Below are 25625 nucleotides of genomic sequence, written 5' to 3' on the forward strand. Positions count from 1 at the left end.
TTTGTTGCAAATAGGGTGACCGACTTCAAGCTTTGGGAAATAAGCCAGCGAATATATCGTGCCACAAAGCATAACATTTCACAAAACTCAGTTCTGGCATTCAATATAGATGAAGTTAGGCTTCATCGTTAACTGCTCAAAACGCTGTGGATCAATGTCCGCTATTCCAGGCGCTGGGTTGCCTTCCGAGAATCCAACCACACTTATGCCCGATGTAAATACCGCCTCAAAGAGTTCGGTAAGCGACCGGCGATAAAACGACACTTCCACCGGTTGACCAATCGTATCCCATTCTTCCGTGATCAGCTCTCGCTGGAAATCATTGCCAGACGGTTATACTTCAAAATCAACCAATAGATGATGAGTCGAAAAGACAGAAGCCCCGCCTTTAGCCAAGTATCTTTGGACAGCGACGACCTCAGCGCATGCTTGAAGAGGCCGAAGCCCAAACTAGTGATTGGTCTTTTCACTCATTGCTGACGCCTTTTCAGGTATATACAAAACCGTATACCAGCGTGCAGACACGCCTCCCCAGATGAAGCCTAATGCCCAACAAACAAATAATTTGCCCGGTTGCGGCGAAAAGCAGCGGATTTGCGACGCTCGGTGAAAAATAGCCAGCTAATCCACTGTTTTTGTCGTGTCGAAGCAATGTCATATTGACAATTAAATTGTCAATATGACACTTTCAGAGCTGTCATATTGACACCACAAAATCCGACAGCACTCGAAATTCGCATAAAAATCAAGCACGCAAACCTTTGCGTAAGCGATTTAAAAGTTGGCACGGCTAGTGCAATACCCTGTTCAGTTTTTATGTTTAAGCCAATAGAGTAAAAGTCGATATGAACATTCAAGTTAAGAACAATGTGAAATGGGTAGGTATCAAGGACTGGGAAACAGAATACTTCCACGGTACAGAATATAAGATGGGCCGTGGTACCAGTTACAACAGCTACCTAATCCAAGAAGAAAAGACTGTTCTCATCGACACCGTAGATCATCAATTTGACGAACAATTCATTGCCAACCTAGAGCAAGAAATCGATTTAAACCAGATTGATTACATCATCACGCAACACGCTGAGCATGACCATGCTGGCGCATTATCGACGTTGATGGCAAAGATCCCAAACACGCCCATCTACTGCACTGAAGCGGGTGTTAACAGCATTGTCGGTCATCACCACAATCCAAACTGGAACTTCCGCACCGTCAAAACCGGTGACACACTAGATATCGGTAACGGTAAGGCACTTGTATTCGTTGAAATGAAGATGCTTCACTGGCCTGATTCCATGGCTACCTACATGACAGGTGATAACATTCTGTTCTCGAATGATGCCTTTGGCCAGCACTACTGCGACGAGCATCTATTCAATGACGAGATGAACCAGACTGAGCTCTTTGATGAATGTCAGCGCTACTTCTCAAACATCCTGACGCCGTTTGCTCCGCTAGTAAAAGCCAAGATCGAAGAGGTGCTCTCCCTTGGTGTCCCTATCGATATCATTGCCACATCTCACGGCTGTATCTGGCGCGAGAACGCCACTCAAATTGTCGAGAAGTACTACGAGTGGTCACAGGCTTACAAAGAAGACTACATCACGCTGGTCTATGACAGCATGAGTGGTAACACGCGCATGATGGCCGATGCTGTGGCTAAAGGTATTCGCAGCCAAAGCCCGAATACCACCATCAAGATTTACAACGTATCCCGTCATGACAAGAACGTTATCCTTGCCAGCCTTTTCCGCTCTAAAGGTGTGCTGGTAGGTAGCTCTACCATGAACAATGTGATGATGCCAAAAGTGGCCGCACTGCTCGAAGAGGTGCATGGTTTGCGCTTCAAGGAGAAGTCAGCAGCAGCCTTTGGTTCTTCTGGCTGGACGGGCGGTGCAGTCACGCGTATTGATGCTCGCCTACGTGAAGCTGGCTTTGAGGTGGAAGAGCCTTTGCACCTTCACTGGAAACCTGACACCGATGGCCTGGCTGAATGTTTTGCATACGGTGTGAACATCGCCAAAGCCTGGGATGATAAAAATGCTGTAATCGCTGATAAAGGTGAGAAACCACAAGATGCTGAAACCGTTTCAACACAACACGTTGAAGAGTCGACAGTGCTTGCAGAACAGCCACAAGAGACAAAAGAGGAAGCGCACCCAGCAGACTGCAGTTGCTACCAGTGCACGGTCTGTAACTGGATTTACGATCCAAAACTGGGCGAGCCAATGCAGAGCATCGAACCGGGTACAGCATTTACCAATCTGCCTGATTGGTTCTTGTGCCCGGAATGCCAGCTAGGTAAAGAAGTCTTTGTGGAGGTGAAATAATGGCTCACCCAATCATTATCATTGGTAGCGGTTTTGCGGCTCTGCAAACCGTAAAAATGCTCCACCGCAGCGGCTGTGCCGATAAGATAGAGCTGTTTACTTCAGGTGATGGCAGCGAATACAACAAGCCGGACTTGAGCCATGTCTTCAGCAAAAACCAAATGCCCGAAGAGCTGCCAACAAAAACAGCTGCAGAGCTTTCACAACAATATGGAGTGACGATCCACGCGCATCATCTTGTGAAAGATATTGATCATGAAGCTCATACCATCAGGGTCAATGATCAGTTCCACACATATTCTAAGTTGATTATTGCAACAGGTTCTAGCGCGTTCATTCCGCCAATTGAAGGAATTAATAGCAATAGAATTGTTACCCTGAACAGCCTTGATGAGTTTGCCGCGAGCAAGAGTAAGGTTGACGAAGCCAATAGTGTCTCTGTTATTGGTGGCGGTCTTATCGGTGTCGAGCTGGCCCTTGACCTCGCTAAAGCAGGAAAAAAAGTCACCATTGTTGAGCCAACATCTCATCTATTGTCATCGTTAATACCTGAGTTTGTCGCCACTGAGCTACTCAAGGCATTATCGAAGTTTGATATTAACGTGCTGACAAACAACTATGTCGTCAGGGCGAGTGAAACGAATAATGGGATGACAGTTACCACTAACCAAGGTCTCAATATTTCCTGTGACATTGTTCTGAGCGCGGCAGGTGTGCGTCCAAACATCAAATTAGCCGCGGAGGCAGGGATAGCAACCAACAGAGGGATTGTTGTTGATGATGCAATGAGAACAAGCGCACCAGATGTGTATGCGGTTGGGGATTGCGCTGAAATTCATGGCCGTGTTTTGGCATTCCTCCAGCCAGCAATAATGTCAGCGAATGTTATTGCCAGTCAGCTGGGTGGTGGCTCAGCCACGCTTAACCTTCCAACAATGCTCGTTAAGGTTAAAACACCAGAGTATCCCATCCAATTAGCAGGTAACTCTATGCATGACATTACCCGTTGGTCTGCAGATATGAAAACAGATGGCATGGTTATTAAAAGCTATGATCCTGATGATAATTTTGTTGGTTTCATCTGCACGGGTGAACACGCGAAAATGGCTTTCCCCATGCTAAGAGAGCTTCACGCTTCATAAAAGTAAGTCTGTAACGACTACCTTTCTCCTAGCCGGCTGTCACAAGCTGGCTTTGTTAGACTCGATCGTTTCGCTGTGTAAGGATAACCGGAGTTTGCTATGCCAACCTCGTGTTATGTACACCCCATCCTCCCCGAAACTCACTTAACCTGTGCAATAAGTACTGCGGTAATTTGACTAATTGAATGCACAAGAAATAGGATATATACCCAAGCTACCTCAATATGCAGGTTCAGCGAGAATTTATAAGCTTATAAACAAGGCATTGTTTTAAAGATCTAGTGGCTCTAAATCAAGAAACAATAACGCTGTATATGAGCTTAGAAAACTCGCCCTTCGGGAGGGTGTCAGCTAAACGAATACATCCTTGATTAGTAAGAGTTATCCAAATGTCTAATATCGTTCAGTTCTCTAAGTTCAGTGGTAGTAAGAAAGCCAACACCACCCCACCTAACAAATTACCGAGCCCTAAAGCTGCAAGGGAGCAGGCAGCATTGAAGCAAGACAACCGCTGTTACTTCTGTGGTAAGCGTAAAGAACCGAAAGAGCTAAACTGGCTGGATAAGACTGGTTTTAAGGCAAAGGCTCATGTTGTCTGCAGTACTTGCAGTTCTGCTGCAAAGTCACGTTCAATGGATGAACTGCGGATAATCCTTGCGCTGAAAGCTATGGATTTCAGAACGGTTAAGCTTCAGCAGTACCTTGAGTTGAGAGAAAAAGGTGTTCATATAGACGGTGTACGAGAATACAAGTTCTACTTTGAAACTGCTGAGTGACTCGGGCGATGAGTTAAAGGCAAGTGAGGTTGTCTATTAAAATGACTATGTCAGCTTACGCTGCAATTTATGTACGGTACGAGGGAATATTTGCAAGGATATGGTGCAGATTACCAAACGCTAGATGGGTGGAAGCCCCACCAGCCACATCTCGGCACACACGTCGCTCGCTGCGGCTGCTCCCTTCCAGGCCTGACCGGGTTCACGAGGTAGTGTTGCGAGAGGACCAGCAGGGCCTCCATAGATTCTTTGTCTCTGTTCGAGAACGGAATGGATTATCCGCTATGGCCGAGGTGATTGCAATAGCTCACTAGCAGATTACCAACCGACTGCTGATTTATTGGTCAAGGCTCCCTATTTTCACACAGTTAGCTTAGTCCTAGAGCTCTTCTTCCGGGTCTTCCAGCAAGTACTCACCCAACAATGCCCCGCCCAGTACCAACAACCAAGCAACCAATATCGGATTCGGCACGTCAAACCATGGCACCAACACCAAGGTGGCAAAACCGACAGCAGGGAGGATCCACATCATCCGGGGTACCCACTCGCTGAGTTTGCTTTTTGACATCCCCTGCAGGGAAGCAATTAACCCGGTGACACAAAGGGCAACCAGTGCAGCATGGGCTAAACCACCGACCCAAAGCGGAACCACCAAAAACAGCGGCCACCAAGTATTCCCTTCTACCGGCCGCCAACTGCGTGCAGCTATCCAAATTACGCCGACAGCAAGGATCTGAATGATGGTGTAGATAGGACTACCCTCTAGCTTACCTTCAGCTTGCAGAGCCATCAGACCAACATCCATAGCAAGGACGATGGAGATCAACAATGCAGCTAGTTGCCAAGAACTCTTTGCAGAGAAACTCACAGCAAAAACCGGCAGCATCATAAAGACACTCACCGATAAGGCAATGGGTTGTTCAGGGAGAACAATACCGAATGTACCTAGGCCAATTAATAATAGCCAGGCAGACACGCCACCTTGTGGTAATAACCATAAGGCGGGTATGGCAAGGGCCAATGCAGGCAGCTCTCCTTGGCTTTGCCCCAATCCACTGACTCCGACAATGGTCAACGCTATGCTGACCATAACAAGTAACGCGGCATACAACATGGCAGCACCTCCTTGCGTTCTCTGATAACCGTAATACCATATCCAGCAATCAGGTTTGTTTGGTACAGGTATAAATATGGATGATTTTTCAGCGCAAATCTACACCCAAGTTCACCAAATTCCACATGGAAAAGTCACAACTTATGGCGATATTGCCAAATTCGCCGGTTTTCCTGGATATGCACGCCAAGTTGGTCGCCTGATGGCGACGTTGCCAGAAGGTTCAACCCTGCCATGGCACCGAGTAGTGAATTCAAAAGGGGAAATTTCCCTGACGGGACATGATTTACAACGCCAACGCCGTAAATTAATTGATGAAGGAGTCGAGGTGAGCGAAGCCGGACGGCTTAAATTGAAACAATATCGATGGGATGGGATCTAATACCGCCGAGTGGGCGGCATCTAGAAATTACTTCACCTTTATCAACACCAAGTCTTTGTAAGTAGACTCAAACTGATCGGTCAGCACATGGTTAGCCGTATCGGTGATAAACAGCAGTTTGCCATCCAATTCTATACGAGCACTGACAGCATAAGTATGGTTAGGAACAATTTCCTGGCGAGAAAAGTTTAACTGGTATTCAAACGGCACCTGTTTGCCACCGGCCAAAAAAGCCTGGCTACTCAGTACCTCCGCAGCAACGTCCATTTTAGATACATCCGCCAGCGTCACGGTAATACGGGCATTATCAGGTAATGCTATACGCTCTTTGTAGGTTAAGGTTCCCTTCACTACTTCCAAGTCTGCATCTTGTTCGATCAAACTGGTACACGCCGATACGACCAGCGCTATCGCTAATGCCGATATCAGTGCCAAAACCCTTTTCATTGTCTCTCCTAAAGCAAAACTGTCATTTTCTTGTGTGACAAGCACTTGAACTCACGTTTAAACTGAATGATCATCCATTCATTAGGAATGATTGTTCCACTCCTCACAGCGCTTAATAATAACATTATTTATGGAGTCCCAATGAGCAAAGAACTGAATGAACTTCTCACTCTGCTACATTTAGAGCAGCTTGAACAAGGATTGTTCCGTGGACAAAGTGAGCATTTGGGCTTACCACAAGTCTATGGCGGCCAAGTCCTTGGCCAAGCCCTTTCAGCGGCGAAAGAGACCGTCGATGAAGATCGTCAGGTTCACTCGTTTCATAGCTACTTCTTGCGACCGGGAGATCCACACAAACCCATTATTTACGATGTCGAAAACCTACGTGACGGTGCCAGTTTCAGCACCCGTCGGGTAAAAGCGATTCAATTCGGCCGCCCAATCTTCTATATCACGGCGTCTTATCAAGCTGAAGAAAAAGGCTTCGAACACCAGTCACCGATGCCACAAGCGCCTTCGTATGAAGGGTTGATGTCGGAGCAAGAGTTGGTGATGTCACTCGCCGACAAACTCCCTAAAAGCGCCGTGAAGCATTTTGGTTGCGATCGCCCGATAGAGGTCCGTCCGGTCAATGTGATTAACCCTCTCGCCCCGAAGCCAACCGACGCCAAACAGTACCTGTGGATCAAGGCTAATGGCGAGATGCCGGACGACCCACGTGTCCACCAGTACCTATTGGCCTATGCCTCTGACTGGGGATTCTTGGTCACCGCATTACAGCCCCATGGCGTCAGCTTGTTCAATCCCCAGATGAAGGTAGCAACCATTGATCACTCTATGTGGTTCCACCGCCCTTTCCGTATGGATGAATGGTTGCTCTACGCGATCGACAGCCCGTCGGCGAGCAATGCTCGAGGTTTAGTTCGCGGTGAGATCTACAACCAAAAAGGGGAGTTGGTGGCTTCTGCGGTACAGGAAGGTTTGATGCGCCATACCGGGAGCAAATAGTCCGCCGGTCGTCAATGTTCACTGGCAAGCCACTGACAAGATACAAACTTAAGAGGCGGCTTACCCCGCCTCTTGTTTTTCGGCACTGGGTACTTGGGTGTCACCACTTTCACTTTCCAGCTGCTTAAGGTGCTCACCAGCTTGCTGTAGCTGGTACATCTGACGGTAATAGCCGTTCTGCCCCAACAGTTCATGGTGTTTCCCTCGCTCAACCGCCTCTCCGTGGTGCAACACCAATATTTCATCGGCTTCCATCACCGTCGATAAACGGTGGGCTATCACAACCACACTCATATCACCACGCAGCTTGTTCAATGCCTGCTGGATATCGCGCTCGGTACCTGAATCAATGTTGGCCGTTGCTTCATCGAGGATCAGGATTCTCGGTTTGCGGTACCATACTCTTGCCAGTGCCAATAATTGTTTTTGCCCAGCCGACAGGTTCGCAGCACCACTGCCCAACTGGGTATCCAAGCCGCCTTGGTAACAGCGGATTTGCCCAGCAAGCCCAACCGCTTCCAGAGCTTGCCAGATGGAATCGTCCTCGGTTCCGTCATCCAAGCAACAACTCAAGGTGATATTCTCCCGTACCGACGCACTGAGAATATGCGGATCCTGCTGGACCATGGCGATCCCAGAACGCAATACATCATGGGATAGGCCTACCAGCGGCCGGTCATCAAGAAGGATCTGACCTTTCGACACCGGGTAAAAGCCCATCATCAACGAAGCCAGAGTACTCTTGCCGCTACCGGTATGCCCAACCAAGGCCAGGAACCCCTGATGCGGCATTGCCACATCTATCCCCTTTAGAATGGGCTGCTTACCATCATAGCTAAAGTCAATCCGACGACATTCGAGCTTTCCAGAGGTCAACGGTGCAGTATCACGACCATACCCTTGTTGCTCGGCGTCAATGAATCCAAAGATACGCTCGCTGGCCATCAACGCCTGCTGCAACAATGACAGCTGTTGGGTTAGCTCAATTAATGGCTCGGTCACTCGCCCCAAATAACTGATAAAGGCATATAAGACCCCGACGCCAATAAGCTCGACGCCACTCACCCCAAACAACGCCACCAGAGAGAGCAAGGCGACACCAGAAAGAACGTCGATCAACGGCCGTAGCATGATGCCATTAAGCCTGACAACACTTTGCTGCGCTTCCAGATGACTGTCTGTCAGTTCAGAAAATTGGCTGTAGAATGTTTTTTCCTGTCGCATCAACTGGATCAAACTCATACCCTGAATCGATTCACTCATCGAGGCGTTGATATCAGCCAGCAAGTCTCGCATTTTTCTATAGGCATCCGAGCTACGACGCTGGTAGAGCACCATGATACCGACCACTATAGGTAACAACACCAGCACCACCAATGTTAGACGCCAACTCAACAACGCCATAGCCACCAGCATCACCAGGATTAAAGTGATATTCCTAAGTGCCGTACCAATAACATGCACATAAAAATCCTTGAGCGATTCGGTGTCATTAGTGATCCGTGAGATCAACTTACCTGACGGCATATAATCAAAAGCTGACAGAGGTTGGTTAATGATCCGCGAAAATAGCTGTTTACGTACCGTCTGTACGACCCCAACCGCCAGCTCATTGAATCGCAATGCCTGCAAATACCGCAACCATGCCGTGGCGAACATCAAACCGATATAGCCCGCTGCCAACATAACCAACTCGAACGTTGGAAAGCTGTCCTTGGCAATATTGTTATCAATAAAATGCTGGATCAACCATGGTCCCGAGACATCTGCAATAGAAGCCAAGAACAATAAACCCATTGCCGCCGTCAACTGTCTCTTATCCGCCAACGCGAAGTGTAACAAGCGAGTAAACGTCGACCTTTTTATGGTGTCTTTTTCCATTATGCGTCCTCCATCGCCTGCTCTAATTTTTGATAGCGGTACATTTCCGCATACCAATTATCCTGAGCCAGCAAACTGCGGTGATCACCCTGTTCACTGATCCGCCCCTGATGAAGAACCAACGTCATATCCGCCTCTTCTAGTGCCGTTAAACGGTGGGCAATCACAATCACCGTCCGCTTTTTCTGGCCGCGCAAATTAGCGAGGATATGGTGCTCCGTCTTACCATCGACGGCTGACAGCGCATCGTCCAAAACCAGAATCTCCGCCTCCAGCAGCAACGCACGAGCAATTGCAATACGCTGTTTCTGACCGCCCGATAAAGTAATACCTTTTTCGCCAACTTGCGTTTGGTAACCTTCTGGGAACTGCATGATATCGTCGTCAATACAGGCCACTCTGGCCACTGCACGGATTTCCTCCATACTGGCCTGCGGCTTACCAAGGGCAATATTGTCAGCAATGGAGCGGGAGAATAGGAAAGGTGACTGACTCACCACGGCAAACCGGCTACGCCACTGAGAAAGATCCGCCTGCTTGAGCGCGACATCACCATAGCAAATCTGCCCATCCTCGAGTTCCTGCTGTCGCAGTAGCAACGACAGCAAGGTCGATTTACCACTCCCGATAGGCCCGGCAATACCCAGCATATGGCCACTCATCAGGGTAAAATGGACATTATCCAGCGCAGGCTGAGTTTGGCCAGGCCAGGAAAAGGTATCAATCGCTACCTTCAGGGGCTGATAGTGACGATCAAGCGCCTGCTCACCGCTGACAATATCCGGTTTTTCATCAAAAATATCAGCCAACCGGTTCCATGCCGCCGAGCCGCGCTCAAGAATATTGAACAACCATGCCATCGCCAACATTGGCCAAATCATCAGACCCTGATATAGGGTGAAGGCCGTCAGCTCACCTAACGTCAACCTCTGTTGGCTGATCAGATAGGCACCACCGGCAATACTGAGAAAAAAAGACATCCCAATGGCAATTTGAATCACCGGATCAAACTTGGCATCCACTCGCGCCACTGCCAAGTTTTTCTCACCCACATCATCGACCACTCCAGAAAAATCTTGTTGCTGACGATTTTCCAACCCAAAGGCGCGGATCATCCTTACCGCATTGAGACTCTCCTGAGTTTTGTCCGTCAGGCTTGAAAATGCCGCCTGTGATAAAGAAAATCGACTGTGTAACTGGCGGCCGAGGAAGAAAACGACCACCGCCATTAGCGGCATCGGTAACAATGCCAAGATCGTTAGCTCCCAGCTAATGAAGGTGGTCATCACAAACAATACGGCAATCCCTGTGATGAGAGAGTCAGCAGCCGTCAATACACCTTCGCCGGCAGTCATTACCACCGCATTGACATCATTGGTTGAACGGGCCATCAAATCGCCCGTTTTATAGCGTTCAAAAAAGGAAGGGGAATGGGATGAAAAGTGGCGATACAGACGATTACGAAGCACGGTACCGAGCTCATGCGCCGCGCCAAATAACCAGCAACGCCAGATGATCCGCAGAAAATACACCACCAGCCAAACGACAGCCAAACCCATCAACCAGCCAAGCATCACGGTAGGCGTCATACTTCCGCTGACAACATCATCAACAATCCAGCCGATCGCTTTGGGTGGTAACAGCTCAAACAGGGAGACAAGGACCAAAATACCAATGGCACCACCATAGCGCCGCCATTGCTGTCGGAAATACCACCTTAACTGCCAAAATATTTGCATTTATCCCCCTCCCTGCCGTGTCACCCTTTAATTGCGAGTGATATTATGCTGTCTTCTTCTTTTTTATTTCAATTACTTATAACGCTAATTTTGTGATTTGGTATTTCATCCTGATTTTTATCTCTTCACATTCCAAAGCACTGAAATATAGGGAGCGAGTCACCATCATATGGAGGCAAATATGCGTATCGGCAGAATAGCTGTACCGACACAATCGCTATACCGGTAAAGCGGTGGTGTACTTCAGTGGCTCCATGGCAAATGTCGACGTGACATTGGTCAGCCCCTCGATGCTATTGACCAGCTTCTTGTAGAACAGATCGAAAGCGGACATATCGGCTACCTGTACCTTCATCATGTAGTCATACTCACCGGCCATGCGGTAGAACTCCATCACTTCGGGGAAATCGGATACCGTGTCGACAAACTTGTGGTACCACTCCTTGGAGTGATTACTGGTTTTGATTTGCACGAAAGCAGTAAACGATAGGCCGAGTTTTACCGGATCAAGCAAGGCAACCCGCTGGCGTAAAATACCACTTTCTTCAAGCCGCTTAAGTCGCTTCCAACACGGTGTGGTAGTCAGGTTCACTGCTTCAGCCAACTCAGCCAAGGCCAATGTGCCATCCTGTTGCAGTAAACGAAGAAGCGTTCTATCTGTTTTGTCTAGATTAGCCAATTTGTTTCACCTAAAAAATAAGTTTTAGAAAAATTTTCTCTATTTTAAGTGATTGGGAGTAATATTGATAAAGTTTTTTTCTGCTCTTCGTCATACATTATCACCATAATATAAATAGTCAGACACAGCGTAAAAGGAACTCCCATGAGCCACGACCCACAATGGATCCACACCGCGATCCGCAAAATTGAAGCCGACTTCCAACGCTCAGCCGATACACACCTGATCAAGTTGGACATTCCTTCTCTGGAAGGGATTGATATCTACCTAAAAGATGAAAGCACCCATCCAACCGGTAGCCTCAAACACCGCCTGGCTCGTTCGCTGTTCCTGTTTGCTCTGTGTAATGGCTGGATTAGCAAAGATACTCCAGTCATTGAATCCTCTTCTGGCAGTACCGCTGTATCAGAAGCCTATTTTGCCCGTTTGCTTGGCTTGCCGTTTATTGCCGTCGTACCGCGTAAAACCGCACGCAAGAAAATCGAGCAAATCGAGTTCTACGGTGGCCGCGCGCATTTCGTCGACAGCCCAAGCGAGATCTATGAAGAATCCCGCCGCTTGGCGAAAGAGCTCAATGGCCACTACATGGATCAGTTCACCTATGCTGAGCGGGCCACCGACTGGCGAGGCAACAACAACATCGCTAACAGTATTTTCGACCAAATGAAACTCGAAGAGCACCCGATCCCAAGCTGGGTGGTGATGAGTCCAGGAACCGGCGGCACCTCTGCAACCATTGGCCGCTATATCCGCTACCAAATGCATTCGACCAAGCTTTGTGTGGTTGACCCAGAAAACTCAGTGTTCCATCAGTACTACAAAACCCGTGATACCTCGCTGACCGGTGATTGCGGCAGCCGCATCGAGGGAATTGGCCGGCCACGGGTCGAGCCGAGCTTCATTCCTGACGTAGTCGATGAGATGCGCACCATTCCTGATGCTGCAAGTATTGCCACGGTACACTGGTTGGAAAAATTGCTTGGCCGCAAGGCTGGCGCATCGACCGGTACCAACCTTTATGGTGTGCTACAGCTCGCCTGTGAAATGAAAGCTCGCGGCGAGACTGGCTCGATTGTTACCTTGCTGTGTGACAGTGGTGAACGCTACCTCGATACCTATTTCAATAATGAATGGGTTGAAAGCAACATTGGCGATATCAGTAGCTACCTTGCCCAGCTCGAGACATTTGAGCAAACCGGAAAGCTAAGCTAACTCCCCCCTGTTTTCATCTAGCCGCAGCGATGACTAACAAGAACTGCGGCTTTTCATCACAACGCTTTTTTCTTTGCCATTGCTGCGGTAGCATGAGCCTGCCAATAGAGAACCTGCTGTTGGCCTATCCTTAATTTCAATAAGGGGTAGTCCCTACCGACTGTTTTTCGGTACGACAACAACATAGGAAAATTTTTCATGCGCAAAGCCGTAGTTGTATTTAGTGGCGGCCAAGACTCCACGACCTGCCTGATCCAAGCCATGGCCCATTATGATGAAGTGCACTGCATTACATTCGATTATGGCCAGCGTCATAAGCTGGAAATCGAAGTGGCTGAATCTGTCTGTAAAGAATTGGGTGTTAAAGCACACAAAGTGATGGATGTGGGCCTGCTCAATGAACTCGCGATCAGCTCCCTGACCCGCGACAATATCCCTGTCTCCCACGAATTACAGGAAAATGGCCTACCAAACTCATTTGTTCCTGGCCGCAACATTCTGTTCCTGACCCTTGCCGGTATTTATGCCTACCAGATCGGTGCCGAAGCGGTGATCACCGGTGTTTGTGAAACCGATTTTTCCGGCTACCCGGATTGCCGTGACGAATTCGTCAAGTCACTGAACCAATCGCTGGTACTGGGAATGGATCGAGCACTGAAAATTGAAACCCCGTTGATGTGGCTCAACAAGGCTGAAACTTGGGCGCTGGCCGACCAGTACGGTAAACTCAACTTCGTCCGAGAGAAAACCCTAACCTGCTACAACGGTATCATTGGTGATGGCTGTGGTGACTGCCCGTCATGCGATCTGCGCAAAGCCGGTCTTGATGACTATCAAGCCAACCAAACCGACATCATGGCAGAGCTAAAATCTAAGCAACAGGCTGGTACCGCTTAATAGTCAGAACCTGCATTGAACATGTTTGCAAAGAAATTGCTCATAGCTGGCTGGCAACGAAGAATCAACACTACCCCAGCCTAGCAATAAAAATGCCGCCAACCTTTCGGTTGGCGGCATTTTTTGTAACTGTGAGAATGAGGCTAATTAATCGCGGTACAACGCAAACTCATCAGCACACTCAAGCAACTGCTCACGGGTCATCATAAATACGCCGTGGCCGCCGTTTTCAAACTCAATCCAGGTAAATGGAATATGCGGATATTGCTCTTCCATGTGGATCATCGAGTTACCCACTTCGCAGATCAACACACCGTCTTCTTTCAGGTAATCCGGCGCGTTGGCCAAGATACGGCGAACCAGCTTCAGACCGTCGGTACCCGCAGCAAGGCCCAGCTCAGGCTCATGGCGGAACTCATCCGGTAGGCTGTCCATATCTTCCTGATCAACATATGGCGGGTTGGTCACGATAAGATCGTATTGGTCTTTCGGCACATCACGCAGCAAATCAGAGCGCAGTGGGATCACCTGCTGCTCCAGACCGTGGTCCTGAATATTCTGCTCAGCAACCGCCAGCGCATCGGTCGAGATGTCAACGACATCGACTTCAGCTTCCGGAAATGCATGGGCCGCAGCAATACCGATACAGCCAGAACCGGTGCACAGATCCATGATGCGAGTCGGGCGTTCTTTGAGGAACGGTTCGAAGAAGTTCTCAATCAGCTCACCGATTGGCGAACGTGGCACAAGCACACGCTCGTCGACAAAGAATTCTAAACCACAGAAGTACGCTTTGTTGGTCAAGTAAGCAACAGGAGTGCGTTCGTTGATACGGCGGATCACTCGCTCAACAATACGGTGACGCTCGCTGCTGGTCAGGCGTGAATGACGCACTTCCGAAGGGACGTCAAGAGGTAGGTATACTGTTGGCAGAACAAGCTGAACGGCTTCGTCCCACGCATTGTCTGTACCGTGACCATAAAAAAGACCGGCAGCATTGAAACGGCTAACCGTCCAACGTAGCATGTCCTGCAATGTATGAAGTTCGTTGACAGCTTCGTCGACAAAAATCTTATCCAAAATAGACTCCGAATGGCGCTACAATACCGCTATAAAGTTGTTGGAATTTCACTATGAGCAAAAAAGATACTAACCTGGACGATGATCTGATGCTCTTCCAGGAAGCGGTTAAGGGCGTAAAAAAGATCACCAATGATACCATAATCACGCCTCGCCGACAGGGTCCAAAGAGTGATAAGCCGAAACTCTCGGCAAAAGAGACACAAAATCACGAGTTTTACTTCTCTGACGAGTTTGAACCTCATCTCAATGAGAATGGCCCGACCCAATATGCCCGTACTGGTGTCTCTAAGTATGAGGTCAAAAAATTACGCCGTGGGGTGTACGTGCCGGATATGTACCTGGACATGCACGGAATGACGCAGCAAGAAGCCAAGCGTGAACTAGCCGCTATGATAGCCGCTTGTATCAAGGAAAAGGTGTCCTGTTGCTGTGTCATGCATGGCATCGGCAAGCATATCCTAAAGCAGAAAGCGCCGATGTGGTTAGCACAGCACCCTGATGTGATGGCTTTCCATCAGGCACCATTAGAATTTGGCGGGAATGGTGCTCTACTGGTACTGCTGGATATTCCGGAAAGGTAATGTCTTATACCAATCTGGATAAGTCGTTGTTCAAGTATTTATGTAGATTGGTATTGGCAATAGTTCTCGGGGAGAGCATCCTCTCGCCAATGTCTGGCAACACTCTCCCCCTTCCTGCAAAACTCAATTCGCCACGCTTATCCGTAGTTGAACCTCGCCAGTGCACCGACGTTGATCACCTGGCCTTCCGCTATCAGGGTAACTTCCCCACTGCCACAGATGTTCAGTCGTGTCTTGACCGCCTGCTCACTGTAATAATGTTCGCAACTGCCATTACGAGCACTGTCTATCCGCGAGAAAATGGTGATCCCGCCGGGATTAAATAGGCTTTGCGGTGCAGCAAATGTCAGGGTACTGCCTGACGCTGAAATGTGCATTTCTTCGGTGATACCATTGGCCCATTTAATGGCTCCATTGGCATTAATGCTTGGAGCTGGCGGCATTTGCACACATCCAGCAAGCAGTGCGACACCCATCGCAAGGGATAATTTTGCTTTCATCAGAAGGTCTACGACTACAGAATACAACTTTCTCTTGTATCGGCGCCGCCCGGAAAAACCTTAGGGATTTTCCGCAAAGAATTCCGGGGGCATATCAGACTACCTTACCCTTCTGGATTGGTATGCCACAGCAGCTCACCGTTGCCACTGTCAGGCTGGTAATCAATGGCAGCAATGGAAGAGGTAATAAACATTGGCGGCTGCAGACCGGGGACCATTTCCGACGTCAGGTATCCCACCAAAGGAAGGTGTGAAACGACCAATAGGTTCTTCGGCTGCTCAATGCTGACTACAGCTTTAATGTAGGAGGCAACATCTTCGGCATCACCATAAGGGGTAATTTCATCAACCGTCATGACCCGCTTTGGTGTCGGCAAATGTGAAGCCATGGACTGCCATGTTTGCTGCGCACGCAAATAAGGGCTCACCCAGACCATATCCAGATCATTGTCGAACTGGCCAGCCAGTTGGGTTGCCATTTGCTCGGAGAGGGCAGCTCCCCTGTCGGTCAACGGGCGCTCTGCATCACTGGCTGCAAAGTGCTGGGCTTCACCGTGACGCATAATATAAATTCGCATAATTTTTCCAATATCACAGTCTGATACCCGATCTCACACCTAATTATTATTACTATTAATGGCAAGAGAACGATCAAACTCAAGGCTTACTTATCCGTCTATTTGGCAACCTATCAGCAACCAAATAGACGTACGTCGGGCTATGCTAGCAAGTAACGCATGGGGAAAACAGCGATCCCGCTCACCCTGTGAATGTTCCGTGACCAGCGTGGAAAATCTGTCAGCTAACCTTTTGTTTATTGGCAAATAAAGATGGGTTAAATTTGCCACCCTTTCTAATGAGCGTCATAATTAGTCTACTTTCCTTTGAAAAATAGGCTTTTCCTGTGCATACAAGTCCTAATGACCTGAAGCAATACCGCTACCTCAACCTTGCCAATGGATTGAGAGTATTGCTGGTCCATGATGCTGAAGCCCCGCGCTCAGCGGCTGCACTGTCGGTAAAGGTCGGCCACTTTGACGACCCACTTGATCGTCAGGGTATGGCGCATTTCCTTGAGCACATGTTGTTCCTCGGTACCGAAAAATATCCACGCGTGGGTGAGTTCCAAACGTTCATCAACCAAAGCGGTGGCAGCAACAATGCTTGGACAGGCACCGAAAATACGACCTATTTCTTCGAAGTAAGCCCCCACACCTTCAGCGAAGGACTTGACCGTTTTGGCCAATTCTTTACGGCTCCGTTATTCAATGAGGAAGCCGTCGACAAAGAACGTAATGCTGTCGACTCAGAATATAAGCTAAAGCTCAAAGACGATGTTCGCCGGCTGTATCAGGTTCACAAGGAAACGATCAACCCCGAACACCCATTCGCCAAATTCTCGGTCGGCGATCTAACCACGTTGGCAGACCGTAACGACCAATCGGTCCGCGACGAGCTCATTACCTTCTATCAAACCCATTACTGTGCCAGCCTGATGGGGTTAGTATTGCTGGGACCGCAGTCTCTGGAGGAGCTGGAAGCCTATGCCCAGACCTTCTTCCGTGACATACCCAATACCGGCTTAGCCAAACCAGCCATTGCCGTCCCCTTGGTAACAGAGAGCGAACAAGCCAAGTTCATCACCATAGACCCGATCAAAGAAGTGCGCAAACTCACCCTGTCGTTTACCCTTCCGGCCGTCGACCAGTACTACCGTGAGAAACCACTTTCTTACATCGCGCACCTGCTGGGGAACGAAGGCAGTGGCAGCTTGATGTCACTATTAAAATCAAGGGGCTATATCAATACACTTGCGGCTGGTGGCGGAGTTAGTGGCAGTAACTTCCGTGAGTTTACCATCGGCCTCAACCTCACGCCCAATGGGCTTGATAACGTTGACGAGATTGTCACAACTGTTTTCCAGTACATCGAGCAGATCCGCCAGCAAGGGCTGGATGAATGGCGCTTTGCCGAGAAAAAAACCGTGCTGGATATGGCGTTCCGCTATCAGGAAAAAAACCGACCACTCGACACCGTCAGCTATTTGGTGATGAACCTACTGCATTACTCGCCTGATGATATTATCTATGGCGATTATATGATGGCGACCTATGACGAAGCGCTGATTGCTTCCTTCCTTGGACAACTTACGCCGCAAAACATGCGTCTGGTACTGGTTGCCCAAGGTCAAGACAATGACAAAGTTGCTCAGTGGTACCACACGCCATACAGTGTCAAACCGTTCACCGACGAACAATTGGCCAACTGGCTAACGCCTGGCAGCGACCCGAAATTACAGCTGCCGGAGCAAAACCCTTACCTGTGCGAAAAACCGGATCCGCATCCGCTCGCCGATAACGCCGCCGAGCCTCCGCAGCTGATTCAAGATCTTCCGGGATTTCGCCTGTGGCACAAACAAGAACATGAATTCCGAGTGCCGAAAGGCATCGTCTATGTGGCTATTGATAGCCCACATGCGGTCAACTCTCCGCGCAATATCGTCAAGACTCGGCTTTGTGTCGAAATGCTGCTCGATGCAATCAATGAGTCGGCCTATCCGGCAGAAATTGCTGGCATGTCCTACAACCTCTATGCCCATCAGGGCGGGGTAACTCTGCAGCTATCCGGTTTCAGTGAAAAGCAGCCACTACTGCTTAAGCTGCTGCTCGACCGCTTTGCCAACCGTGACTTCGATCCCGAGCGGTTCAAAAACATCAAAGCCCAGATGTTGCGCAACTGGCGCAATGCCGCGCAGGACAAACCGATTTCACAGCTGTTTAATGCCCTGACCGGGGTGTTGCAGCCCAATAACCCACCCTATCCTGTTTTACTCGAAGCCCTTGAAAGTATTGAGGTCGACGAACTTCCGGCCTTTGTCGAGGCGATGTTTGCCGAGCTTCACATCGATACCTTTGTCTATGGCAACTGGCTTAAAGAGGATGCCATTGCTCTGGCTGAAACCCTCAAGGATGCTTTCCGAGTTACCGACCAGCTCTATGGTGAATCCCAAAGACCCTTGGTCAGATTGGGCGATTCTGGCACCCTCAGCCATGAAGTCAGCTGCGATCACGCCGACTCAGCCTTGCTGATGTATTACCAGTCACGTGAAACCACGCCAAGAAAGATTGCAATCTACACCTTGGCCAATCACCTGATGTCGACAACGTTCTTCCATGAGCTACGTACTCGCCAGCAACTAGGCTACATGGTGGGCACTGCCAATTTACCGCTTAACCGCCACCCAGGATTAATTTTATATATCCAGTCACCGGTCGCTGCGCCTACCCAATTACTTGAGGCTATTGATGAGTTTACCAATGCCTTTGCACTGGTCCTGCTTGAGCTCAACGAAGCCCAGTGGCAAGCCAGTAAACAAGGATTGATTGCACAAATTTCGGAGCCGGATACTAACTTGCGCTCCCGTGCCCAGCGCTTCTGGGTCAGCATTGGTAACAAAGATGCCGAGTTCAATCAGCGACAAAAGGTGATAGAGGCCTTGGACGATATCAGCCGGGCTGACATGGTGAAGTTTATTGTCGATGTGGTTAAGCCACGCACATCAAACCGCATAGTGATGCACTGCCAAGGACAAGCCCACAGTAATTTGGACCCACTGGAAATCGGTAACCCTATTGGTTCAATCGATGAGTTCCAGCAAGGGGCTTACTGATTCGTCACTTTGTTCTAAACAAAAACTCAAAACCCGGATTTACCGGGTTTTGTTTTATTTCAGGCAGTTGCAATATAATATTTTGCTGATTTTATCTGTTTTATAATTTTTCACCGCAATTCGCATACCGAGCAACAATTTCTCAAAACTATTCAGTAGCGGTTTGTGACGAAAAACTGAATCATCCTTCTTATCGGTCGTCTTATCCATGTATAAGCAATCACCTTAAACGAGATAAGTGAAGGAGTTCCACCACCATGAGCCAGCACTGCCCACATTGCCAACAACAATTAGAAGTACCTTCACTGTATAAATATGATGACTACTTTACATGTTCCAACTGCTACAGTGCTTTAGCTCATCACGAAGCGGATATCATCTTCCACGCATTTATATTTGTTGCTTTGGCAACTACGTCAATAGTACTTATTTCTGGATTAAATATGTTTGTAAGTATGTTATCTATGATGCTGACCTACCACTTCTTACGCCCTAAATTTTTCGAGCCCCGCTTTCGCTTGCGTATCGTGAAATTCTTTCCCGTACAAGATCTCTGACGGCAAAAACGAAAAAGCCAGCTGAGAAGACAGCTGGCTTTGATAAGGGTTTACATTTCTACACTTTTACAGACTAGCAGGCGCTTTACGCAGAGTAATAGCTCTGCCCCGCTTCAGCCATATCCACCAGTGCCTGACACGGCTTGAAACGCTCACCATATTTATCTGCATGATCAATCAACAGCTCGACGACCTGCTTGATACCAAGCTGATCCATATAGCGGAATGGGCCACCCAAGAATGGTGGGAAACCAATACCGAAAATCGCCCCGATATCGCCATCGCGTGCTGAACGCACAACACCTTCATCCAAACAACGTGCTGCTTCATTGAGCATCATCAGAGTACAACGTATGGCAATCCCCTCGGCATCTGTTTTCTTTTCAGGGTTAAGCCCCAACAGCTTGTAGACACTCTTATCGACCGCTTTCTTCTTGCTATCGTACAAGTAGAAACCTTTACCTGTCTTACGCCCTTTACGACCATCATTGAGCAGTTTGTCGAACACATCTGGCCCCTGGAAACGGTCGCCCAGTTCACCGACCAATACCGGCATGATTTTCGCGCCAATATCGACGCCCACTTCATCAAGTAAGGTAATAGGACCAACAGGGAAACCAAAATCAAGCAACGCTGTATCTAGATGCTCAATCGGCTCCCCAGACAACAGCACTTGTGCCGCTTCATTCATGTACGGCGCCAAAATCCGGTTGACGTAGAAACCGGCTTTGTCACCCACCACAATCGGTGTCTTACCTTGTTTCTTCGCCAGAGCAACCACAGTGGCCACCGTTTCATCTGATGTCCCATCATGTGGGATCACTTCGACCAATGGCATTTTTTCTACCGGGCTGAAGAAATGCAAGCCGACTACATTTTCGGGGCGCTCTGCCGCTTCGGCGATCTGGTGGATCGGAAGCGATGAGGTGTTGGTAGCAAAAATCGTCTCGGGCTTGGTGTTGGCTTCAATGTCTTTGACCATCTGATGCTTAAGACCAAGATCTTCAAACACAGCCTCAATAATCACATCCATACGGTCGAACGCGGTGTAGTCAATCCCGCCCGCAATACTTAACATCTGCTTTTGCAGCTCGGCCTTGCTAATGATCCGGCGCTTGCGCTTTTTATCCAATAATTTGTAGTTATACGACAAGGCATTGAGAATACCGTCGTTGTTAATGTCTTTGATACGTACCGGATAGCCCGCCTTAGAAGCCGTGACATGGCTGATCCCGCCGCCCATAAGCCCACCACCAAGCACACCGACATGCCCGATCGAACGCGGCTTGGCATCCGAACCTGACTCTTTCTTCATCGCCGTTGTGGCAAAAAAGATACTGCGCAATGCGGCCGATTCCGATGTCATCACCAAATCACCGAACAGTTTTGCCTCTCGGGCCAAACCTTTGGTCATGCCATTTTGCAAGCCGAACTTGATGACATCCAAAATCGCATCGGCTGCCGGGTAATTACCACGGGTTTTCTCGTGGGTTTTCTTGGCGGCCTGCTCGAACACCAAAGAGCGTCCTAGCGCATTACCGCCCATCGCACGGTCTTGCAGCGACAGCTGACGCTTTGGCTTGGGTTTAAGTGCTTGCTTCTCAGCAATATCCAACAAGATACTCAGCGGTACAGCCTCATCCACCACACCTAACTTCTTGGCTTTTTTGGCACGAAGCTGTTTACCGGTCAGGATCATATCCAGCGCGCTTGCGACACCAATCAAACGAGGTAATCGCTGTGTACCACCAGATCCCGGTAACAAGCCCAGCTGGACTTCAGGCAAACCAAGTCGGGTCTTATCATCATCTGAACAAACGCGGCTATGACACGCCAAAGCAAGCTCAAGCCCACCGCCTAAACAAGGACCGTGAATCGCCGCCACGGTATGGAAAGGTAAGCTCTCAAGTTCAGCAAACAGTTTTTGACCTTGCTCAGCTAGCGATGCAGCCTCTTCAGCAGTGGTGCAGGCCGCCAACATACGGATATCCGCACCGGCGACAAAATTATCGGGTTTTCCCGAATAAACCACCATCCCCTTGAGATCACTTTTGCTCTTCAGCTCTTCTAGCACCTTGCCGACTTGCTCGCCAAACTGTGCTTGCAGGGTGTTCATTTTCTCATTGGGCACATCAATTTTGAGCCAAGCAATGCCATTATCGGCATAAGATAAAGTGAATGCAGATTGTTGTTCAGTCATTATTCGGCCTCCAAGATCATTGCGGCACCAAGGCCACCAGCAGCACAGGCAGTATTCAAAGCTAAGCCACCACCACGGCGCTGAAGCTCCCTTAAGGTCTGGGTGATCATCCGCGCGCCAGTTGCGGCAAATGGGTGACCATAGGCAATCGAACCACCGAGGACATTGAATTTATCCATATCGATTTCACCAATGGCTTCACTTCGACCCAGTTTTTCTTTGGCAAACTGCGCCGAACCAAACATCTTGACGTTGGCCAACGCTTGGGCAGCAAAGGCTTCATGCATATCTATCAAAGTAAGATCACGCAAAGTCACACCGGCGCGTTCTAACGCCATCGGTGTCGCATAAGATGGGCCCATCAACATGTCTTGCTCTACGCCAATCGCCGAAAACGCATAAGAGCGGATATAGCCAAGCGGCTTCAGGCCTAGCTCTTTTGCCCTGCCCTCTCGCATTAGCAACAGCGCGGCAGCACCATCGGTCAGCGGCGTTGCATTGGCAGCAGTGACTGAGCCAAACTTGCGGTCAAAAGCAGGACGTAATTTGGCATACGACTCAAGGCTGGAATCTTCGCGAATATTGTTATCCTTGTTGATCCACTGACGGTAAGGTTCTGGGAAAGCAGTGATCACTTCGTCTTGGATCAAACCATCGCGCCAAGCTTGTGCGGCAAGGGTATGCGAGCGATGCGCAAGGGCATCTTGCTCTTGGCGGGTTATACCATGGCTTTTTGCCATCTGCTCGGCGGTCTGCCCCATGCTCAAGCCCGTTGAGTATTCGGCTACCGCAGGTGGTACCGGCATCAAGTCTTTAACGCTGAGCTTACTGAGCAGTTTTAAACGCTTACTCATGGTTTTGGCTTTGCTCAGCGCCAATAATGTTGCAGCCAAATGCTTAGACACACCGATAGGCAATACCGACGACGAATCAGCGCCACCAGCGATACCAATATCAATGGTGCCCGACAAGATACTTTCTGTCACATTGGCTGCCGCTTGGAAACTGGTTGCACAGGCACGGGTCACACTGTATGCATCGGTACCAATGTCCATGCCGGTTCCCAGTACAATCTCACGGGCAATGTTCGGGGCTGCAGGCATCTGGATCACTTGGCCAAATACCACCTGCTCAATCAGCTTGGGATCAATATCCACCTGCTGGAGCATTTCACTAACAACCATTTTACCCATGTCCAATGCCGATACGCCGTCAAACGCGGTCGACTGACGAGCAAAGGGGGTACGTAATCCACTTACAACGGCGATGCGCTCACCTTGAGAGGTGGTGAGCTTTTGGAGACGTGTCATCGCTACTCCTTATTAATATGTCGGGTACGGGGAAGCATGCCCCAGAATCTACTTTAGAGGTCTGACCACAACAATTGTAATGCAGTTGTTATCAGAATCAAACAAATGTTTAAAAAGTGGGATCTCTATGGCACCAGATGCATTATAGGTATAACGACATTGTGAAAATGCGCGCAGAAAAGAATAATTTGACGACAAGTGAAAAACTTAGCTATCAATTAAGACATGAAGGAAGTAGGTGGGATTCATTTTGCTAAGATAAAAAAAAACCATACCGAAACGGTATGGTTGTAATTCACACGGAAAGCAATCCATGTAAGATAGTAAGTCAATTAACATAAAGCCAATTGCAAATCAGGCAAGCCTGATAGGAGAAAGTAAAGTCAGCCTTCAAAAGGAAGTTGTCATCTTGCTCAACAGATACTGATCTTTATTTACGTACAAAATCCACTGTACGAGTCACAAAGCTCAATATCAGATGACGTGACTACTATAGCTTTCTCACCAAGTCACAATTTGAACCAGATCAATTTTAATGCGGATTATTGGATGAATCAGCGGATAATTGCAGAAATACCCCCTCTTTTAACGGCAGTTTTCCGCATGACATGGACACTTTTATGATTAAGTCATTTTTTCGAAAGAAAAAGCCTGATGCCTCGGTCTCTGTGGATATGAATAAGCAAAGACGATACGAAGCCCTTGTAAGGGCCTGGCATCGGGATCTCTACCGCTACGCCTACTGGTTGTGCCATGACCCCCATATTGCGGAGGACTTGGTTCAGGAAACCTGTTTGCGGGCATGGCGCTCCCTCGATAGCCTCCAAGATGATAACGCCGCCAAATCATGGTTGATTACAATCCTGCGCCGGGAGAATGCCCGACGGTTCGAACGCAAGCAGCTCGATTTGGTTGATATCGATGACTATGCCATTGCAGATACCCAGCAAAATGGCAGTGAAAGTGATTTGGAGCAACAAATGCTACGCAAGCAGATAATGAAACTGGCTCCGGAATACAGGGAACCGTTAGTATTGCAGGTAATGGCGGGCTTTAGCGGGGATGAAATTGCCGATATCCTTGGTCTGAACCGCAACACCGTGATGACGCGCTTGTTCCGTGCCAGAAACCAACTCAAAGAGCAACTAGAAAAACACACCGAGCGGGGGGGGCAGCAAAATGGATGATCTAGAATTCCGACGCCGACTCTTGGCTGATCCATTCGACAATAGCGAGGATCTGGCTGAAGCGCGAAACGCGTCAATCAACAACCGGAAGCTATCAGACGAATTACAACAACTCGATAATAAACTGGAACAGGCGATGAAAATCGATGTTCCCGACGACCTCGCTGATCGAATCCTGTTCCACCAATCAGGTCAACCGAGCCCAACAAGTTTCAAGCCACGCACGCTGGTCGCCTTGGCGGCTTCCGTTGCATTTGTCTTTGGCTTATTTATCGGTCAGTACAATCAAGCCATCGGTACCAGCAATCCACAACTGGAAATCGCCCAGATCGCGATGGAGCATGTTCGCGCTGAAGCTCCTTTCATTGACGGTATCGATGAGTCGGTCACACTCAGTCAGGTTAATGCCAAGTTAACGCCCTTTGGTTCAACCTTTAACGATATCCCTGGCCATGTTTACTATGTGAACCATTGTGGATTTGGCGATAAAAATGCCCTTCACATGGTAATGGATACCGCCCAAGGCAAAGTAACCGTGTTTGTGGTTCCCGAAAAATCTCCCGACATGACACCGTTTAACGACCAGTCAATGCAAGGGGTTGTAGTACCAGTAAGAAATGCCAGCCTGATTGTAGTCGGAGATAAAGGCCAAGATGTCTCGCCTGTCGCGACCACGCTTCGCAATGAGTTAAACTGGGAAATCTAACATTCCCTTACATTTTACAATTCAAAGCCGTAAAAGCATAAACTTGACCAATGCTTTTGCGGCTTTTTATTTGGCATAAGCATACTGATTGGAAAGTGTTAGCTTCGTTGCATATTTTAACTTTTTTGCTCCCTCTTCTTACCATTTTTACCATACACTCGTTAGCTGATTGTTAACCCCGCACTAACAATCAACAGGTTGCTAACTGGTCTGCTTTGATC

21 protein-coding genes and 1 other RNA gene are annotated in these 25625 nt (G+C 48.7%); 11 read left to right on the forward strand and 11 right to left on the reverse strand.

Annotated elements, in window-relative coordinates:
* Positions 1 to 845: 845 nt before the first annotated feature.
* The 3 genes from norV (at position 846) to ACVA58_RS02965 (ending at position 4251) form a co-directional block, all read left to right on the forward strand.
* Positions 846 to 2333 (forward strand): anaerobic nitric oxide reductase flavorubredoxin, encoded by a 1488-nt coding sequence (gene norV, locus ACVA58_RS02955; RefSeq protein WP_446508943.1) that lies wholly within the window; start codon positions 846 to 848, stop codon positions 2331 to 2333.
* Positions 2333 to 3475 (forward strand): NADH:flavorubredoxin reductase NorW, encoded by a 1143-nt coding sequence (gene norW / locus ACVA58_RS02960; protein ID WP_446508944.1) that lies wholly within the window; start codon positions 2333 to 2335, stop codon positions 3473 to 3475. The genes norV and norW overlap by 1 nt, the downstream gene beginning before the upstream one ends.
* A gap of 389 nt (positions 3476 to 3864) precedes the next feature.
* The gene (locus tag ACVA58_RS02965; protein WP_446508945.1) at positions 3865 to 4251 is read left to right on the forward strand and encodes a hypothetical protein; all 387 of its coding nucleotides are present in this window, start codon (positions 3865 to 3867) and stop codon (positions 4249 to 4251) included.
* Between the two features lie 135 nt (positions 4252 to 4386).
* Here the strand turns inward: ACVA58_RS02965 and ffs are convergent.
* Positions 4387 to 4483, reverse strand: an RNA gene (ffs, locus tag ACVA58_RS02970) — signal recognition particle sRNA small type.
* A gap of 147 nt (positions 4484 to 4630) precedes the next feature.
* Positions 4631 to 5365, reverse strand: coding sequence for a hypothetical protein (locus ACVA58_RS02975; protein WP_446508946.1), 735 nt, complete (start codon positions 5363 to 5365; stop codon positions 4631 to 4633).
* A gap of 76 nt (positions 5366 to 5441) precedes the next feature.
* On the opposite strand from ACVA58_RS02975, the gene ACVA58_RS02980 reads away from it, so the two are divergent.
* Positions 5442 to 5747, forward strand: coding sequence for an MGMT family protein (locus ACVA58_RS02980; protein WP_446508947.1), 306 nt, complete (start codon positions 5442 to 5444; stop codon positions 5745 to 5747).
* 27 nt (positions 5748 to 5774) lie between these two features.
* Here ACVA58_RS02980 and ACVA58_RS02985 read toward each other — a convergent pair whose 3' ends face one another.
* Positions 5775 to 6194: a YbaY family lipoprotein gene (locus ACVA58_RS02985; protein WP_446508948.1), complete on the reverse strand. Its 420-nt coding sequence runs from the start codon at positions 6192 to 6194 to the stop codon at positions 5775 to 5777.
* A 141-nt stretch (positions 6195 to 6335) separates the two neighbouring features.
* Between ACVA58_RS02985 and tesB the strand changes: the two genes are divergently transcribed.
* Positions 6336 to 7202: an acyl-CoA thioesterase II gene (gene tesB, locus ACVA58_RS02990; protein ID WP_446508949.1), complete on the forward strand. Its 867-nt coding sequence runs from the start codon at positions 6336 to 6338 to the stop codon at positions 7200 to 7202.
* A gap of 60 nt (positions 7203 to 7262) precedes the next feature.
* Here tesB and ACVA58_RS02995 read toward each other — a convergent pair whose 3' ends face one another.
* The 3 genes from ACVA58_RS02995 to ACVA58_RS03005 all read right to left on the reverse strand — a co-directional run bounded on the left by ACVA58_RS02995 (position 7263) and on the right by ACVA58_RS03005 (position 11501).
* The gene (locus ACVA58_RS02995; protein WP_446508950.1) at positions 7263 to 9083 is read right to left on the reverse strand and encodes an ABC transporter transmembrane domain-containing protein; all 1821 of its coding nucleotides are present in this window, start codon (positions 9081 to 9083) and stop codon (positions 7263 to 7265) included.
* Positions 9083 to 10822, reverse strand: a complete 1740-nt coding sequence (locus ACVA58_RS03000) for an ABC transporter transmembrane domain-containing protein (RefSeq protein ID WP_446508951.1) — start codon at positions 10820 to 10822, stop codon at positions 9083 to 9085. The genes ACVA58_RS02995 and ACVA58_RS03000 overlap by 1 nt, the downstream gene beginning before the upstream one ends.
* A gap of 217 nt (positions 10823 to 11039) precedes the next feature.
* Positions 11040 to 11501, reverse strand: a complete 462-nt coding sequence (locus tag ACVA58_RS03005) for an Lrp/AsnC family transcriptional regulator (protein WP_446508952.1) — start codon at positions 11499 to 11501, stop codon at positions 11040 to 11042.
* Positions 11502 to 11645: 144 nt separating this feature from the next.
* On the opposite strand from ACVA58_RS03005, the gene ACVA58_RS03010 reads away from it, so the two are divergent.
* Together ACVA58_RS03010 and queC are read left to right on the forward strand one after the other, a co-directional pair.
* Positions 11646 to 12713 carry a PLP-dependent cysteine synthase family protein gene (locus ACVA58_RS03010; protein WP_446508953.1) on the forward strand — a complete coding sequence of 356 codons (1068 nt, stop codon included), beginning with the start codon at positions 11646 to 11648 and terminating at the stop codon, positions 12711 to 12713.
* A gap of 198 nt (positions 12714 to 12911) precedes the next feature.
* A complete protein-coding gene (queC, locus tag ACVA58_RS03015; protein ID WP_446508954.1) occupies positions 12912 to 13610 on the forward strand; it encodes a 7-cyano-7-deazaguanine synthase QueC in 699 nt (232 codons plus the stop codon).
* 147 nt (positions 13611 to 13757) lie between these two features.
* On the opposite strand, the gene prmB is transcribed toward queC, so the two are convergent.
* Positions 13758 to 14690, reverse strand: coding sequence for a 50S ribosomal protein L3 N(5)-glutamine methyltransferase (gene prmB / locus ACVA58_RS03020; protein WP_446508955.1), 933 nt, complete (start codon positions 14688 to 14690; stop codon positions 13758 to 13760).
* A gap of 53 nt (positions 14691 to 14743) precedes the next feature.
* On the opposite strand from prmB, the gene smrB reads away from it, so the two are divergent.
* A complete protein-coding gene (gene smrB / locus ACVA58_RS03025) occupies positions 14744 to 15274 on the forward strand; it encodes an endonuclease SmrB (protein ID WP_446508956.1) in 531 nt (176 codons plus the stop codon).
* A gap of 137 nt (positions 15275 to 15411) precedes the next feature.
* Here smrB and ACVA58_RS03030 read toward each other — a convergent pair whose 3' ends face one another.
* Positions 15412 to 15774: a hypothetical protein gene (locus tag ACVA58_RS03030; protein ID WP_255043658.1), complete on the reverse strand. Its 363-nt coding sequence runs from the start codon at positions 15772 to 15774 to the stop codon at positions 15412 to 15414.
* Between the two features lie 104 nt (positions 15775 to 15878).
* Complete coding sequence (gene sixA / locus ACVA58_RS03035) at positions 15879 to 16352, reverse strand: phosphohistidine phosphatase SixA (RefSeq protein WP_446508957.1); 474 nt, start codon at positions 16350 to 16352, stop codon at positions 15879 to 15881.
* A gap of 326 nt (positions 16353 to 16678) precedes the next feature.
* Here sixA and ACVA58_RS03040 point away from each other — a divergent pair, with 326 nt between their 5' ends.
* On the forward strand, positions 16679 to 19444 hold the full coding sequence (locus ACVA58_RS03040; protein WP_446508958.1) for an insulinase family protein: 2766 nt from the start codon (positions 16679 to 16681) through the stop codon (positions 19442 to 19444).
* Positions 19445 to 20086: 642 nt separating this feature from the next.
* Here the strand turns inward: ACVA58_RS03040 and fadJ are convergent.
* Together fadJ and fadI are read right to left on the reverse strand one after the other, a co-directional pair.
* Positions 20087 to 22201, reverse strand: a complete 2115-nt coding sequence (gene fadJ, locus ACVA58_RS03045) for a fatty acid oxidation complex subunit alpha FadJ (RefSeq protein ID WP_446508959.1) — start codon at positions 22199 to 22201, stop codon at positions 20087 to 20089.
* Positions 22201 to 23511 (reverse strand): acetyl-CoA C-acyltransferase FadI, encoded by a 1311-nt coding sequence (gene fadI, locus ACVA58_RS03050; protein WP_446508960.1) that lies wholly within the window; start codon positions 23509 to 23511, stop codon positions 22201 to 22203. The genes fadJ and fadI overlap by 1 nt, the downstream gene beginning before the upstream one ends.
* A 620-nt stretch (positions 23512 to 24131) precedes the next feature.
* On the opposite strand from fadI, the gene ACVA58_RS03055 reads away from it, so the two are divergent.
* The gene (locus ACVA58_RS03055) at positions 24132 to 24698 is read left to right on the forward strand and encodes a sigma-70 family RNA polymerase sigma factor (RefSeq protein WP_446508961.1); all 567 of its coding nucleotides are present in this window, start codon (positions 24132 to 24134) and stop codon (positions 24696 to 24698) included.
* Positions 24691 to 25404 (forward strand): DUF3379 domain-containing protein, encoded by a 714-nt coding sequence (locus tag ACVA58_RS03060; protein ID WP_446508962.1) that lies wholly within the window; start codon positions 24691 to 24693, stop codon positions 25402 to 25404. The genes ACVA58_RS03055 and ACVA58_RS03060 overlap by 8 nt, the downstream gene beginning before the upstream one ends.
* Positions 25405 to 25625: the final 221 nt, after the last annotated feature.

Source organism: Photobacterium sp. DNB22_13_2, assembly GCF_052873915.1.

Excerpts from the sequence above, each read along its gene's own strand:
- norV (WP_446508943.1), top strand. The coding sequence starts at position 846 with ATGAACATTCAAGTTAAGAACAATGTGAAATGGGTAGGTATCAAGGAC.
- norW (WP_446508944.1), top strand. The coding sequence starts at position 2,333 with ATGGCTCACCCAATCATTATCATTGGTAGCGGTTTTGCGGCTCTGCAA.
- ACVA58_RS02965 (WP_446508945.1), top strand. The coding sequence starts at position 3,865 with ATGTCTAATATCGTTCAGTTCTCTAAGTTCAGTGGTAGTAAGAAAGCC.
- ACVA58_RS02975 (WP_446508946.1), bottom strand. The coding sequence starts at position 5,365 with ATGTTGTATGCCGCGTTACTTGTTATGGTCAGCATAGCGTTGACCATT.
- ACVA58_RS02980 (WP_446508947.1), top strand. The coding sequence starts at position 5,442 with ATGGATGATTTTTCAGCGCAAATCTACACCCAAGTTCACCAAATTCCA.
- ACVA58_RS02985 (WP_446508948.1), bottom strand. The coding sequence starts at position 6,194 with ATGAAAAGGGTTTTGGCACTGATATCGGCATTAGCGATAGCGCTGGTC.
- tesB (WP_446508949.1), top strand. The coding sequence starts at position 6,336 with ATGAGCAAAGAACTGAATGAACTTCTCACTCTGCTACATTTAGAGCAG.
- ACVA58_RS02995 (WP_446508950.1), bottom strand. The coding sequence starts at position 9,083 with ATGGAAAAAGACACCATAAAAAGGTCGACGTTTACTCGCTTGTTACAC.
- ACVA58_RS03000 (WP_446508951.1), bottom strand. The coding sequence starts at position 10,822 with ATGCAAATATTTTGGCAGTTAAGGTGGTATTTCCGACAGCAATGGCGG.
- ACVA58_RS03010 (WP_446508953.1), top strand. The coding sequence starts at position 11,646 with ATGAGCCACGACCCACAATGGATCCACACCGCGATCCGCAAAATTGAA.
- queC (WP_446508954.1), top strand. The coding sequence starts at position 12,912 with ATGCGCAAAGCCGTAGTTGTATTTAGTGGCGGCCAAGACTCCACGACC.
- smrB (WP_446508956.1), top strand. The coding sequence starts at position 14,744 with ATGAGCAAAAAAGATACTAACCTGGACGATGATCTGATGCTCTTCCAG.
- ACVA58_RS03030 (WP_255043658.1), bottom strand. The coding sequence starts at position 15,774 with ATGAAAGCAAAATTATCCCTTGCGATGGGTGTCGCACTGCTTGCTGGA.
- sixA (WP_446508957.1), bottom strand. The coding sequence starts at position 16,352 with ATGCGAATTTATATTATGCGTCACGGTGAAGCCCAGCACTTTGCAGCC.
- fadJ (WP_446508959.1), bottom strand. The coding sequence starts at position 22,201 with ATGACTGAACAACAATCTGCATTCACTTTATCTTATGCCGATAATGGC.
- fadI (WP_446508960.1), bottom strand. The coding sequence starts at position 23,511 with ATGACACGTCTCCAAAAGCTCACCACCTCTCAAGGTGAGCGCATCGCC.
- ACVA58_RS03055 (WP_446508961.1), top strand. The coding sequence starts at position 24,132 with ATGATTAAGTCATTTTTTCGAAAGAAAAAGCCTGATGCCTCGGTCTCT.
- ACVA58_RS03060 (WP_446508962.1), top strand. The coding sequence starts at position 24,691 with ATGGATGATCTAGAATTCCGACGCCGACTCTTGGCTGATCCATTCGAC.